Source organism: Streptomyces scabichelini (genome assembly GCF_011045015.1).
Classification (GTDB): Bacteria; Actinomycetota; Actinomycetes; order Streptomycetales; family Streptomycetaceae; genus Streptomyces; species Streptomyces scabichelini.
Window position 1 is genome coordinate 18,509 of record NZ_JAAKZY010000115.1, and the last position, 13,514, is coordinate 32,022.

The 13,514-nt window shown below is 70.0% G+C and carries 14 protein-coding genes; 7 read left to right on the top strand and 7 right to left on the bottom strand.

The annotated features are described in order from the left end of the window. The first annotated feature begins 2 nt into the window (after positions 1–2). Positions 3–161 (top strand): hypothetical protein, encoded by a 159-nt coding sequence (locus G5C60_RS30250; RefSeq protein WP_165264169.1) that lies wholly within the window; start codon positions 3–5, stop codon positions 159–161. Positions 162–212: 51 nt separating this feature from the next. On the opposite strand, the gene G5C60_RS30255 is transcribed toward G5C60_RS30250, so the two are convergent. The 4 genes from G5C60_RS30255 to G5C60_RS30270 are packed head-to-tail and all read right to left on the bottom strand — an operon-like array spanning position 213 to position 4,374. Beyond that, positions 213–1,427 carry a sensor histidine kinase gene (locus G5C60_RS30255; protein ID WP_165264170.1) on the bottom strand — a complete coding sequence of 405 codons (1,215 nt, stop codon included), beginning with the start codon at positions 1,425–1,427 and terminating at the stop codon, positions 213–215. Between the two features lie 16 nt (positions 1,428–1,443). Continuing rightward, the gene (locus G5C60_RS30260) at positions 1,444–3,204 is read right to left on the bottom strand and encodes a sodium:solute symporter family transporter (protein ID WP_165264171.1); all 1,761 of its coding nucleotides are present in this window, start codon (positions 3,202–3,204) and stop codon (positions 1,444–1,446) included. 46 nt (positions 3,205–3,250) lie between these two features. Beyond that, positions 3,251–3,607, bottom strand: a complete 357-nt coding sequence (locus G5C60_RS30265) for a hypothetical protein (protein WP_165264172.1) — start codon at positions 3,605–3,607, stop codon at positions 3,251–3,253. An 11-nt stretch (positions 3,608–3,618) separates the two neighbouring features. Beyond that, positions 3,619–4,374, bottom strand: a complete 756-nt coding sequence (locus G5C60_RS30270; protein ID WP_165264173.1) for a LytR/AlgR family response regulator transcription factor — start codon at positions 4,372–4,374, stop codon at positions 3,619–3,621. 125 nt (positions 4,375–4,499) lie between these two features. On the opposite strand from G5C60_RS30270, the gene G5C60_RS30275 reads away from it, so the two are divergent. From G5C60_RS30275 to G5C60_RS30300, 6 genes are all read left to right on the top strand, one after another. Next, positions 4,500–4,994 carry an Lrp/AsnC family transcriptional regulator gene (locus G5C60_RS30275; protein ID WP_165264174.1) on the top strand — a complete coding sequence of 165 codons (495 nt, stop codon included), beginning with the start codon at positions 4,500–4,502 and terminating at the stop codon, positions 4,992–4,994. A gap of 155 nt (positions 4,995–5,149) precedes the next feature. Then, positions 5,150–5,971 carry a dimethylargininase gene (gene ddaH, locus G5C60_RS30280; RefSeq protein WP_165264175.1) on the top strand — a complete coding sequence of 274 codons (822 nt, stop codon included), beginning with the start codon at positions 5,150–5,152 and terminating at the stop codon, positions 5,969–5,971. Beyond that, positions 5,968–7,209, top strand: coding sequence for an ornithine--oxo-acid transaminase (gene rocD / locus G5C60_RS30285; RefSeq protein ID WP_165264176.1), 1,242 nt, complete (start codon positions 5,968–5,970; stop codon positions 7,207–7,209). The genes ddaH and rocD overlap by 4 nt, the downstream gene beginning before the upstream one ends. A gap of 112 nt (positions 7,210–7,321) precedes the next feature. Continuing rightward, the gene (locus G5C60_RS30290; RefSeq protein ID WP_165264177.1) at positions 7,322–8,146 is read left to right on the top strand and encodes an SAM-dependent methyltransferase; all 825 of its coding nucleotides are present in this window, start codon (positions 7,322–7,324) and stop codon (positions 8,144–8,146) included. Between the two features lie 114 nt (positions 8,147–8,260). Further along, complete coding sequence (locus G5C60_RS30295) at positions 8,261–8,986, top strand: lysophospholipid acyltransferase family protein (RefSeq protein ID WP_165264178.1); 726 nt, start codon at positions 8,261–8,263, stop codon at positions 8,984–8,986. Between the two features lie 86 nt (positions 8,987–9,072). Next, the gene (locus G5C60_RS30300; RefSeq protein WP_206440175.1) at positions 9,073–10,101 is read left to right on the top strand and encodes an NAD-dependent epimerase/dehydratase family protein; all 1,029 of its coding nucleotides are present in this window, start codon (positions 9,073–9,075) and stop codon (positions 10,099–10,101) included. A 46-nt stretch (positions 10,102–10,147) separates the two neighbouring features. On the opposite strand, the gene G5C60_RS30305 is transcribed toward G5C60_RS30300, so the two are convergent. From G5C60_RS30305 to ureG, 3 genes are all read right to left on the bottom strand, one after another. Then, the gene (locus G5C60_RS30305) at positions 10,148–11,734 is read right to left on the bottom strand and encodes an alpha/beta hydrolase (RefSeq protein ID WP_165264184.1); all 1,587 of its coding nucleotides are present in this window, start codon (positions 11,732–11,734) and stop codon (positions 10,148–10,150) included. 165 nt (positions 11,735–11,899) lie between these two features. Next, positions 11,900–12,676, bottom strand: a complete 777-nt coding sequence (locus G5C60_RS30310; protein ID WP_206440176.1) for an urease accessory protein UreD — start codon at positions 12,674–12,676, stop codon at positions 11,900–11,902. Beyond that, complete coding sequence (gene ureG / locus G5C60_RS30315; protein WP_165264180.1) at positions 12,673–13,347, bottom strand: urease accessory protein UreG; 675 nt, start codon at positions 13,345–13,347, stop codon at positions 12,673–12,675. Before ureG ends, G5C60_RS30310 begins: the two co-directional genes overlap by 4 nt. Between the last annotated feature and the right edge of the window lie 167 nt (positions 13,348–13,514).

Consider the following 13,514-nt stretch of genomic DNA (forward strand, 5'->3'; position numbering starts at 1 on the left):
CGATGCCCGGTTCTACGAAGACCATGGGGGTGCTCACCGTCGGCGGCCTGGTGATGGTCACGGCCTACACGGTGGCGCTCGGCAGCAACGGCTGGCTGTGGTTCGGCTGGGTCGTGCTCGGCCTGATCACCCTGGCGATGGTGGCCTCGCGCAGCACCTGATGCCCTCCGCCGCTTCTCCCCCGGACCGCCCGTCGGCTGGTCCGGGGGCTTTCATACGTGGGGCAGCCGTCCCGCCGAGTGCACGCCCGGCTGGTATTTCGGCAGCCTGGCGGTGATTTTCATGCCGGCGCCGAGGGCGGTCTCGATGACGAGCCCGTAGTCGTCTCCGTAGACCTGGCGCAGCCGGTCGTCGACGTTCGACAGGCCGATGCCGCCCGACGGGCTGATCTCGCCTGCCAGGATGCGGCGCAGCCAGTCCGGGTCCATGCCGGGGCCGTCGTCCTCGATGACGACGAGTGCCTCGGCTCCCGCGTCCTGCGCGGTGATGCTGATGTGGCTCTTGTCGATGTTGCCGCTGCCGCCCTCCAGGCCGTGTTTCACGGCGTTCTCCACGAGGGGTTGCAGACACAGGAAGGGCAGCGCCACCGGGAGCACTTCGGGGGCTATCTGCAGGGTGACCGAGAGCCGGTCCCCGAAGCGGGCTCTGACCAGGGCCAAGTAGTGGTCGATGGCGTGGAGTTCGTCGGCGAGCGTGGTGAAGTCGCCGTGCCTGCGGAACGAGTAGCGGGTGAAGTCGGCGAATTCCAGGAGGAGTTCGCGGGCCCGCTCCGGGTCGGTGCGGACGAACGAGGCGATCACGGCGAGCGAGTTGAAGATGAAGTGCGGGGAGATCTGTGCGCGCAGGGCCTTGATCTCGGCCTCGATCAGCCGTGTACGGGACTGGTCGAGGTCGGCGAGTTCCAGCTGGACCGAGACCCAGCGGGCGACCTCTCCGGTGGCCCGGACCAGTACGGCGGACTCGCGGGGCGCGCAGGCGACGAGCGCGCCGTGCACGCGGTCGTCGACGGTGAGCGGGGCGACGACGGCCCAGCTCAGCGGGCAGTCGGGTTCGACGCAGTCGAGGCGGAAGGCCTCGCCCCGGCCGTTCTCCAGCGGGCCGCCGAGCCGGTCCATGATCTGCGTCTTGTGGTGCTCGCCGACGCCTTCCCAGGCCAGCACCGTGTCCCGGTCGGTGAGGCAGAGCGCGTCGGTGCCGAGCAGGGTGCGCAGTCGCCTGGCCGACTTGCGGGCCGTCTCCTCGGTCAGGCCCGCGCGCAGCGGGGGCGCGGCGAGCGACGCGGTGTGCAGGGTCTCGAAGGTGGCGTGCTCGACGGCGGTGCCGAGGCCGCCGAGGCTCCGCGGGCGCGTGGTGCGCCGGCCGAGCCAGAATCCGGCCGCCAGCAGCGGGAGTACGGCCACGCACAGCCCGGCCAGGAAACCGCTCATGCCTCGATCACGAAGCTCATGCCTCGACTTCCTTTGCTTCCTTTGCTTCCTTCGCGCTCACGGCCGTTCGCACCTGTCCGCCCGACAGCTGTTCCGGCAGATGGAAGCGGGCGAGGATCGCTGCCGTGCCCGCCGGTACCCGGCTGGGTGTGGCGAGCGACACCAGCACCATGGTGAGGAAGCCGAGCGGCACGGACCACAGTGCGGGCCAGGCGAGCAGTGCGTGCAGCGAGCCCGTGTCCGGGAAGCCCGCCATGGTCGCGGCGACCGCGAGCAGCGCCGAGCCGCCACCGACGAGCATCCCGGCCGCCGCGCCGGGCGGGGTGAGCCGCCGCCACCAGATGCCGAGGACGAGGAGCGGGCAGAACGACGAGGCGGACACGGCGAAGGCGAGCCCCACGGCGTCCGCGACGGGCAGTCCGCCCACGAGCATGCTGGCCGCCAGCGGAACGCTCATCGCGAGCACCGTGCCGAGCCGGAAGTGCCGTACGCCGCGGGAGGGGAGCACGTCCTGGGTGAGCACCCCTGCCACCGCCATGGTCAGCCCGGACGCCGTGGACAGGAACGCCGCGAAGGCCCCGCCCGCCACCAGCGCGCCCAGCAGATCCCCGCCGAGTCCGCCGATCACCCGGTCGGGCAGCAGCAGCACGGCGGCGTCCGCGTCCCCGGTGAGGGTGAGATCGGGAGCGTACAGGCGCCCGAGAGCGCCATAGAGCGGTGGCAGCAGGTAGAACGCGCCGATCAGGCCGAGTACGACGACGGTGGTGCGGCGGGCGGCGACGCCGTGCGGGCTGGTGTAGAAGCGGACGACGACGTGCGGCAGTCCCATGGTGCCGAGGAAGGTGGCGAGAATCAGTCCGTACGTGGCGTACAGCGGGCGGTCCTCGCGGCCCTCGGCAAGGGAGGTGGACATGCCGCCGTTGCTGCCGCGGTCGGCGACGGGCACGTGGTCGCCCTTGGTGAAGCCCAGCCGGGTGCCCTGCTCGATGCGGTGGACGCCCGCGGAGAGCCGGACCCGCTCGTCCTCGTACCGCTCGCCGTCCACCGTGCCCGTCGTCGTGACGCTCAGCGGTTCGGCGAGTTTCAGGTCGAGGCTGCTGTCGACGCGGACGACCTGGTGCTCGCGAAATGTCGCCGGTTCGTCGAAGGGGTGCCGCGGTGATCCGTCGCCCTGCCAGGCGAGGACCAGGAACAGGGCGGGGACGAGCAGGGCAGTGAGCTTGAGCCAGTACTGGAAGGCCTGCACGAAGGTGATGCTGCGCATGCCACCGGCGGCGACGGTCGCGACCACGACGACGGCGACGATGATCCCGCCGAGCGACTTCGACGCCCCGGTCAGCACGTTCAACGTCAGCCCGGCGCCCTGCAGCTGGGGCAGCAGATACAGCCAGCCGACGCCGACGACGAAGGCTCCGGCCAGTCGCCGGACGGCCGAGGACGCCAGCCGGGCCTCGGCGAAGTCGGGCAGCGTGTAGGCGCCGGAGCGGCGCAGCGGGGCCGCCACGAAGAGCAGCAGGACGAGGTAGCCCGCGGTATAGCCGACCGGGTACCAGAGCATGTCGGGGCCCTGGACGAGGACGAGGCCCGCGATGCCGAGGAACGAGGCGGCGGAGAGGTACTCGCCGCTGATGGCGGCCGCGTTCAGGCGGGGGCCGACGGTGCGTGAGGCCACGTAGAAGTCGGAGGTGGTGCGTGAGATGCGCAGGCCGAACGCGCCGACGAAGACGGTCGCCACGACGACGAGGGCGACCGCGGGAACGGCGTAGTTCTCGTTCACGGCTCAGCGGTCCTCGTTCGGGTTCATGGGGCTCGGCGTTCCGGGGTCAGCGGTCCTCGACGAGGCGGACGAAGTCCTTCTCGTTGCGGTCGGCCCGGCGTACGTACCAGCGGGCGAGCAGCACCAGTGGCGGATAGACGCAGAACCCGAGGACGAGCCATTCGAGGTCCGTGCTGTCGTTCATCGAGGCGAACACCAGCGGCAGCGGACCCACGAGGAGGACGAGCACGGCGAACACCGTGAGCGCGGCGCGCAGCTGGCTGCGGATGAGGGAACGGACGTAGGTGTGGCCGAGGGTCGTCTGCTCGTCGATCTCGGTGCGGGGGCGATAGCCGCTCAGCCTGCGGGTGCGGCGCGGCGGCCCCGTGACGACCACCCGGCGATCGGTCGGATCCTGTGCCAACGCTGGCCTCCTCAGCTCGCGGTCCGGCGCATCAGCAGGTCGCGCAGCTCACGGGCGTGCCTGCGGCTGACCTGCAGTTCGACGGAGCCGACCAGGACGCTCACGGTACCCGCGTCAAGGCGGAGCTCGCTGATGTGACCGAGGGCGACGAGATGGCGCCGGTGGATGCGGACGAATCCGCGCGAGCGCCAGCGCTCCTCCAGGGTGGACAGCGGGATACGCACCAGATGGCTGCCCTGGGCGGTGTGCAGCCGTGCGTAGTCGCCCTGGGCCTCGACATGGGTGATGTCCTCGACGGCCACGAACCGGGTGACGCCGCCCAGCTCGACCGAGATGTGGTCCGGGTCGGGCTCGTGCACGGGGATCAGCGGAGCCGCCTCCTTCAGCTCGGCGGCCCGGCGGACGGCCTCGGCCAGCCGTTCCCTGCGTACCGGCTTCAGTACGTAGTCGACCGCCTTGAGATCGAAGGCCTGCACCGCGAAGCCCTCGTGGGCGGTGACGAACACGACGAGGGGCGGTTTGGCGAGGCCGGCGAGCAGCCGCGCCATGTCGAGGCCGTCGAGGCCGGGCATCTGGATGTCGAGGAAGATCACGTCGATCGCGTCGTCGCCGTCGGGGCCGCACTCCAGCGCGCGGTTGATCCGGCGCAGCGCCTCCGTCGCGTCGCTCGCGCCCTCGACGCTCGTCACGCGTGGGTCGGCCGCCAGCAGATAGAGCAGTTCCTCGAGGGAGGGCGGTTCGTCGTCGACGGCGAGGGCGCGCAGCATGAAGCTGGAGTCTAGGAGCAAACCGGACGCCTGCACATGTGCCGGTGAGCTCTGAACATGTGCGAGTGTCCGTTGAGGCTGTGCAGCCGCGGGGCGGAACCGTCGCCGCTGGATACAGTGCGCGCATGAGCCCCAAGTCCGCGCCGTTCGACGAGCTCGACCGCAAGATCGTCACGGCTCTGATGGCGAACGCCCGTACCAGCTTCGCCGTGATCGGCGCGGCGGTCGGCCTGTCGGCCACCGCGGTCAAGCGCCGCGTCGACCGGATGCGCGAGACCGGGGTGGTCACCGGGTTCACCGCCACGGTGCAGCCGGCGGCGCTCGGCTGGCTTACGGAGGCGTACGTCGAGGTGTACTGCGAGGGCGCGGCACCGCCGCGGCGGCTCGCGGAGGTGGTGCGCAACCATCCGGAGATCACCGCCGCGATGACGGTGACCGGGGGCGCTGACGCGCTGCTGCACGTACGGGCACGGGACGTGGAGCACTTCGAGGAGGTGCTCGAGCGGATCCGCACGGAGCCGTTCATACGCAAGACGATCAGCTACATGGTCCTCTCGCATCTGCTCCCGGAGAGCCCGGAGGCAGGCGCGAACCAGCCCGCGCCGGCTCCGGAGGAGTGAGCGGCCACGGCCACGCACCAACCATGCGCGGACCGGCCTCAATACGCAGCGTTCCTGCGCTGACACGCAATTCTCGATGCTTGTCGCCCCTCTCCCCCGCTTCCTACCGTTGAAGCACCCCCAGTCGTCACCGCAGGAAGCGGAGGTACCCCTCTGTGCCCAACAGCCGTGTGCCGCGCCCGAGGCGCTTTCTGGTCTGCGAACCCAGACACTTCGCCGTGCAGTACGCCATCAATCCCTGGATGCATGAGGACACACAGGTCGACGTCGATCTGGCCCGCGGTCAGTGGGCGGAGCTGATCCGCGCCTACCGCGCCCACGGCCACACGGTCGACAGCGTGGAACCGGTCGCCGGTCTCCCTGACATGGTCTTCGCCGCGAACTCCGCGCTGGTGATCGAGGGCCGGGTCTTCGGCTCCCTCTTCCACGCGCCCCAGCGGCGGCCGGAGTCGACCGCGTACGAGACCTGGTTCAAGAACGCGGGCTTCGACGTCTACCGGCCCGAGTCGGTGTGCGAGGGCGAGGGCGATCTCGTCCCGGCCGGCCCGTACGTCCTGGCCGGCACCGGCTTTCGTACGACGCGGGAGGCCCATCACGAGGTGCAGGAGTTCTTCGGCGTCCCCACGGTCAGCCTTCAGCTGGTGGATCCGTACTTCTACCACCTGGACACCGCGTTGTTCGTCCTCGACGACGGGCCGGAGGCGAACATCGCGTACTACCCCGAGGCCTTCTCCCCGGGAAGCCGCGAGGTCCTGCGCCGGCTGTTCCCCGACGCGGTGCTCGCCACGCGTGAGGACGCGATGACGTTCGGGCTCAACTCCGTCTCGGACGGCCGCCATGTCTTCGTCTCACCGCGGGCCGAGGCGCTCGCGGACCAGCTGACCCGCCACGGCTACGTTCCCGTCCCCGTCGACCTGTCGGAGCTCCACAAGGCCGGCGGAGGCATCAAGTGCTGCACTCAGGAGATCCGTTCATGACCCTCGCTCCCAGCCGTTCCCTCGTCGGGAACCGTTCGTCCGCCGAACTGATCCGAGCCGAGGAGCCCGTCCTCGCGCACAACTACCACCCGCTGCCCGTGGTCGTCGCGCGCGCCGAGGGCACCTGGGTCGAGGACGTCGAGGGCCGCCGCTATCTCGACATGCTGGCCGGCTACTCCGCCCTCAACTTCGGCCACCGCCACCCGGCCCTGATCGAGGCCGCGCACCGCCAGCTCGACCAGCTGACACTCACCTCGCGCGCCTTCCACAACGACAAGCTCGCCCAATTCGCGGAATCCCTGGCCGAGTTGACGGGCCTGGACATGGTGCTGCCGATGAACACGGGCGCCGAGGCCGTGGAGAGCGGCATCAAGGTGGCCCGCAAATGGGCGTACGAGGTGAAGGGCGTCCCCGCGGACCAGGCGACGATCGTGGTCGCCGCCGACAACTTCCACGGCCGCACGACGACGATCGTCAGCTTCTCCACGGACGAGACGGCCCGCGCCGGCTTCGGCCCGTTCACGCCCGGCTTCCGCGTCGTCCCGTACAACGATCTCGCCGCGCTCGAAGCGGCGGTCGACGAGACCACGGCGGCCGTCCTCATCGAGCCGATCCAGGGAGAAGCCGGCGTCGTCATCCCGGACGACGGCTACCTCACCGGCGTACGCGAACTGACCCGGCGGGCCGGCTGCCTGTTCATCGCGGACGAGATCCAGTCCGGCCTCGGGCGTACGGGCCACACGCTCGCCGTCGAGCACGAGTCGGTCGTCCCGGACGTGCTGCTGCTCGGCAAGGCGCTCGGCGGCGGCATCGTCCCGGTCTCCGCGGTCGTCGCGCGCCGCGACGTGCTCCAGGTACTGCGGCCCGGCGAGCACGGGTCGACGTTCGGCGGCAATCCGCTGGCCGCCGCGGTCGGCTCGGCCGTCGTGGAGCTCCTGGAGACCGGTGAATTCCAGCGCGCGGCCGCCGAGTTGGGCGTGGTCCTGCGCGAGGGCCTGGCGTCCCTTCAGGACAAGGGCGTACGCGGCTTCCGTGCGCGCGGTCTGTGGGCGGGCGTCGACATCGATCCCGCCATCGGCACCGGCCGTGAGATCAGCGAACGGCTCATGCGCGAGGGAATTCTCGTCAAGGACACGCACGGTTCGACGATCCGTCTGGCCCCGCCGCTCACCATCACCGCCGGGGAACTCCGGTCGGCTCTCGGGACACTGGAGAAGGTTCTGACAGAAGGGGCCTGAGGGACAGGGGCCGGATCCGGGAACTGCTTTATCCTTTACGGAGATTGGTTCCGGCCAAGCGGGCTAGATTGTGCACTGTCCCAGTCAGTGATGAACGAAAAGAGCCACAGGGATGTCCGAAATCTCGACACCAGGCACCCAAGGCGCCGTACGGATTCCCCAGCTCAGGACCAATGTGTCGCATTCGGCGCGCATCTGGAACTACTGGCTGGGCGGCCGGGACAACTACCAGGTCGACCAGCAGGTCGGCGATCACATCCTGTCCTTCGTGCCGGAGATTTCCCGCTCGGCCGTCGCGGACCGGCGCTTCCTCGCCCGGTCCGTGCGGCTGCTCGCCGGTGAGGCGGGAATCCGGCAGTTCCTGGACATCGGGACCGGCCTGCCGATCGTCGACAACACCCACGAGGTGGCCCAGCGCGTCGACCCCGGCTGCAGGGTCGTCTACGTGGACAACGACCCCATCGTGCTGAGCCACGCCCGTGCCCTGCTCACCAGCACGCCCGAGGGTGCCACCGACTACATCGACGCCGACGTCCACGCCCCGGACACGATCCTGCGGGGCGCCGCCCGGACTCTGGACCTCAGCCGGCCCGTCGGGATCATGATGCTGGGCATCCTCAATTTCGTCCTCGACACCGATGAGGCCCGGTCCGTCGTGCGCCGGCTCATGGACGCCGTGCCGTCCGGCAGCTACGTGGTCGTCTCCCACCCCACGACGGAAGTCGACGGCATGGCGATGGCCCAGGCGGTCCACTACTGGAACACCCAGGGATCGGCGCCGATGACGCTGCGTACCCGCGCAGAGCTCCTGGGGCTCTTCGACGGTCTTGATCTCGTCGAGCCGGGCGTCGTCTCCTGCCCCCGCTGGCGCCCCGACTGCCCGCAGGAAGAGATCGTCGACGTGACGCATTTCTGCGGAGTGGCCCGCAAGTCATAGTGGACCCGGTTCCACAAGCCCGCGCCTGCACATACACTGGCGTCTCTCCCGCACACCTATTGACCTGCTAGAACACGGCGGTTGAGCCGATCCGGCGGAGTGAGGAGCGACCCCATGTTCTATTACGTGCTCAAGTACGTGATCCTGGGACCATTGCTGAGGCTGGTCTTCCGTCCTCGGATCGAGGGACTCGAGCACGTTCCGTCGTCGGGCGCGGCCATTGTCGCCGGCAATCATCTGTCGTTCTCGGACCATTTCCTGATGCCCGCGATCCTCAAGCGGCGGATCACCTTCCTGGCGAAAGCCGAGTACTTCACGGGCCCCGGTATCAAGGGCCGGCTGACGGCCTACTTCTTCCGCAGCGCCGGACAGATCCCGGTGGACCGCTCCGGCAAGGATGCAGGTCAGGCGGCCATCCGCGAGGGCCTCGGCGTGCTGCGCAAGAACGAGCTCCTCGGGATCTATCCGGAGGGCACGCGCTCCCACGACGGCCGCCTCTACAAGGGCAAGGTAGGTGTCGCGGTCATGGCACTCAAGGCCCAGGTGCCCGTCATCCCCTGCGCGATGATCGGCACCTTCGAGGCCCAGCCGCCGGGAAAGAAGATCCCGAACATCCACCCCGTGATGATCCGCTTCGGCAAGCCCCTCGACTTCTCCCGCTATGCGGGCATGGAGAACGAGAAGGCCATCCTGCGCGCCATCACCGACGAGATCATGTACGCGATCCTCACCCTCTCCGAGCAGGAGTACGTCGACCAGTACGCGGCCGTCGTCAAGGCCGAGGAGGCCGCCGAGAAGGCCGCGAAGGGACGCAAGTTCCCGCGTATGCCGCTGAGTTGATCTCAGCTCTCAGCTCTCAGCTCTCAGCTCTCTGCTCTCGGCCGAACACTGTGGAATCCACGCGGTCCTGACCATACGGTCGCCTCATGAGACGTGCTGTGGTGATCGGAGCGACAGGACAGATCGGGCGCGTGGCCGTGGGTGCCCTGGCCCGGGACGGCTGGCAGGTGACGGCTGTGTCGCGGGGCGGCGACCGGGACGAGGCGTGGCCCGAGGAGGTGCGGACGGCCGGGGCGGACCGCCAGGACGACGCGGCCCTGTCCGCCGTGGTCGGCGACGGCTGCGACGTACTGGTGGACATGGTGGCCTACGGCTCTGAGCACGCACGGCAGTTGACGGGCCTGGCCGGTCGCGTCGGTTCGGCCGTGGTGATCTCCAGCGTCTCGGTGTACGAGGACGGCAAGGGCCGCAGTTTCGATACGCAGGAGGAGCCGGACGGCTTTCCCCAGTACCCGGTGCCCATCCCGGAGACCCTCGGCACGATCGCGCCCGGCGAGAGTTCGTACAGCACACGCAAGTCGGCCCTTGAGCGCGAACTCCTCGCCGCTGCCGACGAGTTGCCGACGACGCTGCTGCGGGCGGGCGCGATCCACGGCCCGCACTGCCGCACTCCGCGCGAGCTGTATTTCGTGAAGCGCAACCTCGACGGGCGACGCAGGCACATCCTCGCCTTCGGCGGCGAGAGCCGCTTCCACCCGGCGAGCGTCCACAACATCGCGGAACTGATCCGGCTCGCCGCGGCGAAGCCCGGCGCGCGCCTGCTCAACGCCTGCGACGACGAGGCTCCCACGGTGGCGGAGATCGCCGCGGCGATCGACGCCGAGATGGGGGTGGAGACCGAGACCGTGCTGGTCGACGGCCCGCCTCCCGCGGAGGGCGTGGGCGACACTCCGTGGTCGGTGCCGCACCCGGTGATCTGCGACATGGCCGCGGCCCGGCGGGAGTTGGGCTACGAGGCGGTGGCACGGTACGCCGAGACCCTGCCGGACACCGTCGCGTGGATCGAGCGCCACCTGGCCGGACGTGACTGGCGCGAGGCCTATCCCAAGATGGCGCAGGCGTACGGGAGGGACCTCTTCGACTACGCGGCGGAGGACGCCTGGCTGAGCTCCTGAAAAAGGGGGGCGGCCGTCAGAGACGGCCGCCCCCTGATGCGTACTGCTACGGCTTGGGCGTGGCGTGCGGTGTGCACGTCACGTCGGCCGCGTCGACCTTGCCGGTGAGCAGGTAGGTGTCCACCCGCTCGTTGATGCACGGGTTGGCAAGGCCCGTGACGCCGTGCGAACCCGCGTCCTTCTCGGTGATCAGACGGGAGCCCTTGAACCGCTTGTGCAGTTCGACGGCGCCTTCGTACGGAGTGGCGGCGTCACGCGTGGCCTGCACGATCAGGACGGGCGGCAGACCCTTGCCGGTCTTCACGTCGACCGGGGTCTGCTGCTTGGCGGGCCAGGTCGCGCACGGCAGGTTCAGCCAGGCGTTGGCCCACGTCATGAACGGGTAGTTCTTGTGCAGCGCGGTGTTGTCGCGGTCCCACTTCTTCCAGCTGGTGGGCCACTTGGCGTCGGTGCACTCGACGGCCGTGTAGACGGCGTTGCCGTTCTCCGCGGAGATGTTGCCCGCGGTGTCGGTCAGGTCGGGAGCCGCGGCGTCGACGAGTGCCTGGGTGTCACCGGCGACGTACTTGCTGAAGACCGTCGCGACCGGCACCCACGACGAGTCGTAGTACGGCGCGCTCTGGAAGAAGCCGATGAGCTCGGCCGGGCCGACGACACCACCGATGGGATTCTTCTTGGCGGTGGCGCGCAGCTTCAGCCACTGCTCCTGGACCTCTGCGCGGGTGTCGCCGAGGTGGAAGGCCGCGTCGTTCTTGGCGACCCAGTCCTGCCAGTCCTTCCAGCGCATCTCGAAGGCGACGTCCTGGTCGAGGTTGGCCTCGTACCAGATCTTCTCGCGCGACGGGTTGACGACGCTGTCGGCGACCATGCGGCGCACATGCGTCGGGAACATCGTGCCGTAGACGGCTGCGATGTACGTGCCGTACGAGACACCGAGGAAGTTGAGCTTCTTCTCGCCGAGCGCGGCCCGGATGACGTCCAGGTCGCGAACGGTGTTGGGCGTCGTCATGTGCGGCAGCATCTCGCCGCTGCGCTCGGCACAGCCGGCCGCGTACTCGGCGGCGAGCTTGCGCTGGGCGAGCTTGTCGGCCTCGGAGTCCGGCACCGGGTCCATCTTGGGCGCCTTCACGAACTCCTGCGGGTCGGCGCAGGAGATGGGCGCCGAGTGGCCGACACCGCGCGGGTCGAAGCCCACGAAGTCGTACGCCTTCGCCGTGTTGACCCAGATCGGGGCCTTGGTGGTGACCCGGCGCGGGAAGCGCAGTCCGGAGCCGCCGGGGCCGCCCGGGTTGTAGACGAGGGCGCCCTGGCGCTCCGCCTTCGTGCCCGTGTTGCCGATGCGGTCCACGGCGAGCTTGATCTGCTTGCCGTTCGGCTTCGCGTAGTCGAGCGGCACCGTGACCCAGCCGCACTGGATGGGCTTCTCCAGCCCCCAGTCCGCCGGGCAGTCCTGCCAGTCGATCCCGGCCTTGGCGGCCTTTGCCGCGGCGATCGTGGCACCGCGTGCCTCGCGGTCCTGGCCGTGGCGGGTGTCCGCGCCGGCCGCCGGGGCCGCGACGGCACCGGCTATCAGTGTCGCCGTGACGAACACTCCGGCCGAGGCGAGCGCTGTCGCTCGTCCCGGCGGTCTCATACCCGTCAAGTGGGCCTCCCCGTACGTGGTTGCGGTCGGTACGGGGATCCTTCCGGCTGTGACCTCCCTGAGAACAGAGGTGACTTGGCTTCTTTGCCAATCCGATAACCGGTACGCGTTTGACCGTTGAGCGGAGACGTCCGTTCCTGGCCCGCTACCGACCTGCTACTGGTGGAGCGTGCGCAGGGCCTCGTCGAGGGTGTGACGCAGCCGCAGGGCGTCCGGGGCGAGCGCGGTCACGAGGACGCCGGGACCGGCGAGCGGAGTGAGCGCCGCGTACTCCCCCAGGAGCCGCGGGCTCGGCGGCGCCGCGATGAACTCCGGTCGTACGACGATGAGTTGGCCCAGTGCGCGATGTCCCGCCAGCACGGCGGGGCCGTCCCAGCCGCCGGGGGCGCCGGGCCCGCAGGACAGTTCCTGGTCGAGCAGCGGACGCCCGCCGAGACGGACGGTGAGACGGCTGGTGAGGCGGCCGGGCTCCTCGTTGGCGCGGCCGAGCACCTGTTCCTCGCGCAGCGTCAGGCGGGCACCTGCCGCGAGGTCGACGCGTGTGGTGACGTACAGGTCACTGCCGTTGGCGGAGATCAACTGCTCGGGCAGCCAGCGCAGTTCGGCGTCTTCGTCGACAGTGAGGCGTACGTCGTAACGCGCCTCGCCCTTGGCCTGCCCCGGCAGGGCGATCGTGGCGGCGGCGGATGCGATGTGCAGCTCGGCGCCCTCGGCTGCCGCCGCCTCGATGGTGAAGTGGTCGCCTCCCAGGGGCCCGCTCATCGCCCCGACGAGCATCACGCGCGCCTCGGAGCCGCTCGCCCGGGTGCGGCGCAGCGCGAGCGGGCCCTCGCCTTCCAGAGTGGGCAGTGCGGTGCCGCCGCGGCCGTCGGAGCGGGCGGCGATCCGCGCGGTGGCCCGTACTCCGGCTGTTCCGGCTGTTCCGGCTGTCATGCCGTCCACGCGGTGATCTGCCCCCGCACCCACTCGGCGACGTCCCTGGCCCCGTCCTCGGTCCTCAAGGACTGGAAGACCACGGGCAGTTCGGCCCGCTGGGCCTTCGCATCGGCGGCCATCCGCCCGAGGTCGGAGCCGACGTACGGAGCGAGGTCCGTCTTGTTCACGACCAGCAGATCGGCGGTGGTGACGCCGGGTCCGCCCTTGCGCGGAATGTCGTCACCACCGGCCACGTCGATCACAAAGATCTGCGCGTCGACCAGCCCTCTGGAGAAGGTCGCGGTGAGGTTGTCGCCCCCCGACTCGACGAGAATGAGGTCCAGCGGCCCGACCTCGTCCTCCAGATCCTCCACGGCTTCGAGGTTCGCGGAGATGTCGTCTCGGATCGCGGTGTGCGGGCACGCGCCCGTCTCGACGGCGGTGATCCGCTCGGGCGGCAACACGGCCTCCCGCAGGAGGAATTCGGCGTCCTCGCGGGTGTAGATGTCGTTGGTGACGACGGCGAGGGAGAGTTCATCGCGCAGGGCTCGGCAGAGCGCGGCGACGGTGGCGGTCTTGCCGGAGCCGACGGGGCCGCCGAGTCCGATGCGGAGTGCGCGGCGGGTGCCGTCGGGGCGGGCCGCGTCGGCGCTTACGGCTCCGCCGTCGTGGGAGTGGTCGAGGTGCATGTGGGTTGCTCCTGTGGCCTTCGTGTCGGTCGGTGGGTTGTGTGCTGCCTGTGCTGCCGCCGGGTCCGCGACGGGGTTGTTTCGCCCCCGCCGCCCCTACCCTTCCCATCCTCGGGGCTCCGCCCCGGATCCCCACCAGGGGGCGGAGCCCCGAGGATGGGAAGGGT

Coding starts and splice junctions, on each gene's coding strand:
- G5C60_RS30250 (WP_165264169.1), top strand. CDS start 3: ATGCCCGGTTCTACGAAGACCATGGGGGTGCTCACCGTCGGCGGCCTG.
- G5C60_RS30255 (WP_165264170.1), bottom strand. CDS start 1,427: ATGAGCGGTTTCCTGGCCGGGCTGTGCGTGGCCGTACTCCCGCTGCTG.
- G5C60_RS30270 (WP_165264173.1), bottom strand. CDS start 4,374: ATGCTGCGCGCCCTCGCCGTCGACGACGAACCGCCCTCCCTCGAGGAA.
- G5C60_RS30275 (WP_165264174.1), top strand. CDS start 4,500: ATGAGCCCCAAGTCCGCGCCGTTCGACGAGCTCGACCGCAAGATCGTC.
- rocD (WP_165264176.1), top strand. CDS start 5,968: ATGACCCTCGCTCCCAGCCGTTCCCTCGTCGGGAACCGTTCGTCCGCC.
- G5C60_RS30290 (WP_165264177.1), top strand. CDS start 7,322: ATGTCCGAAATCTCGACACCAGGCACCCAAGGCGCCGTACGGATTCCC.
- G5C60_RS30295 (WP_165264178.1), top strand. CDS start 8,261: ATGTTCTATTACGTGCTCAAGTACGTGATCCTGGGACCATTGCTGAGG.
- G5C60_RS30300 (WP_206440175.1), top strand. CDS start 9,073: ATGAGACGTGCTGTGGTGATCGGAGCGACAGGACAGATCGGGCGCGTG.
- G5C60_RS30305 (WP_165264184.1), bottom strand. CDS start 11,734: ATGAGACCGCCGGGACGAGCGACAGCGCTCGCCTCGGCCGGAGTGTTC.
- G5C60_RS30310 (WP_206440176.1), bottom strand. CDS start 12,676: ATGACAGCCGGAACAGCCGGAACAGCCGGAGTACGGGCCACCGCGCGG.
- ureG (WP_165264180.1), bottom strand. CDS start 13,347: ATGCACCTCGACCACTCCCACGACGGCGGAGCCGTAAGCGCCGACGCG.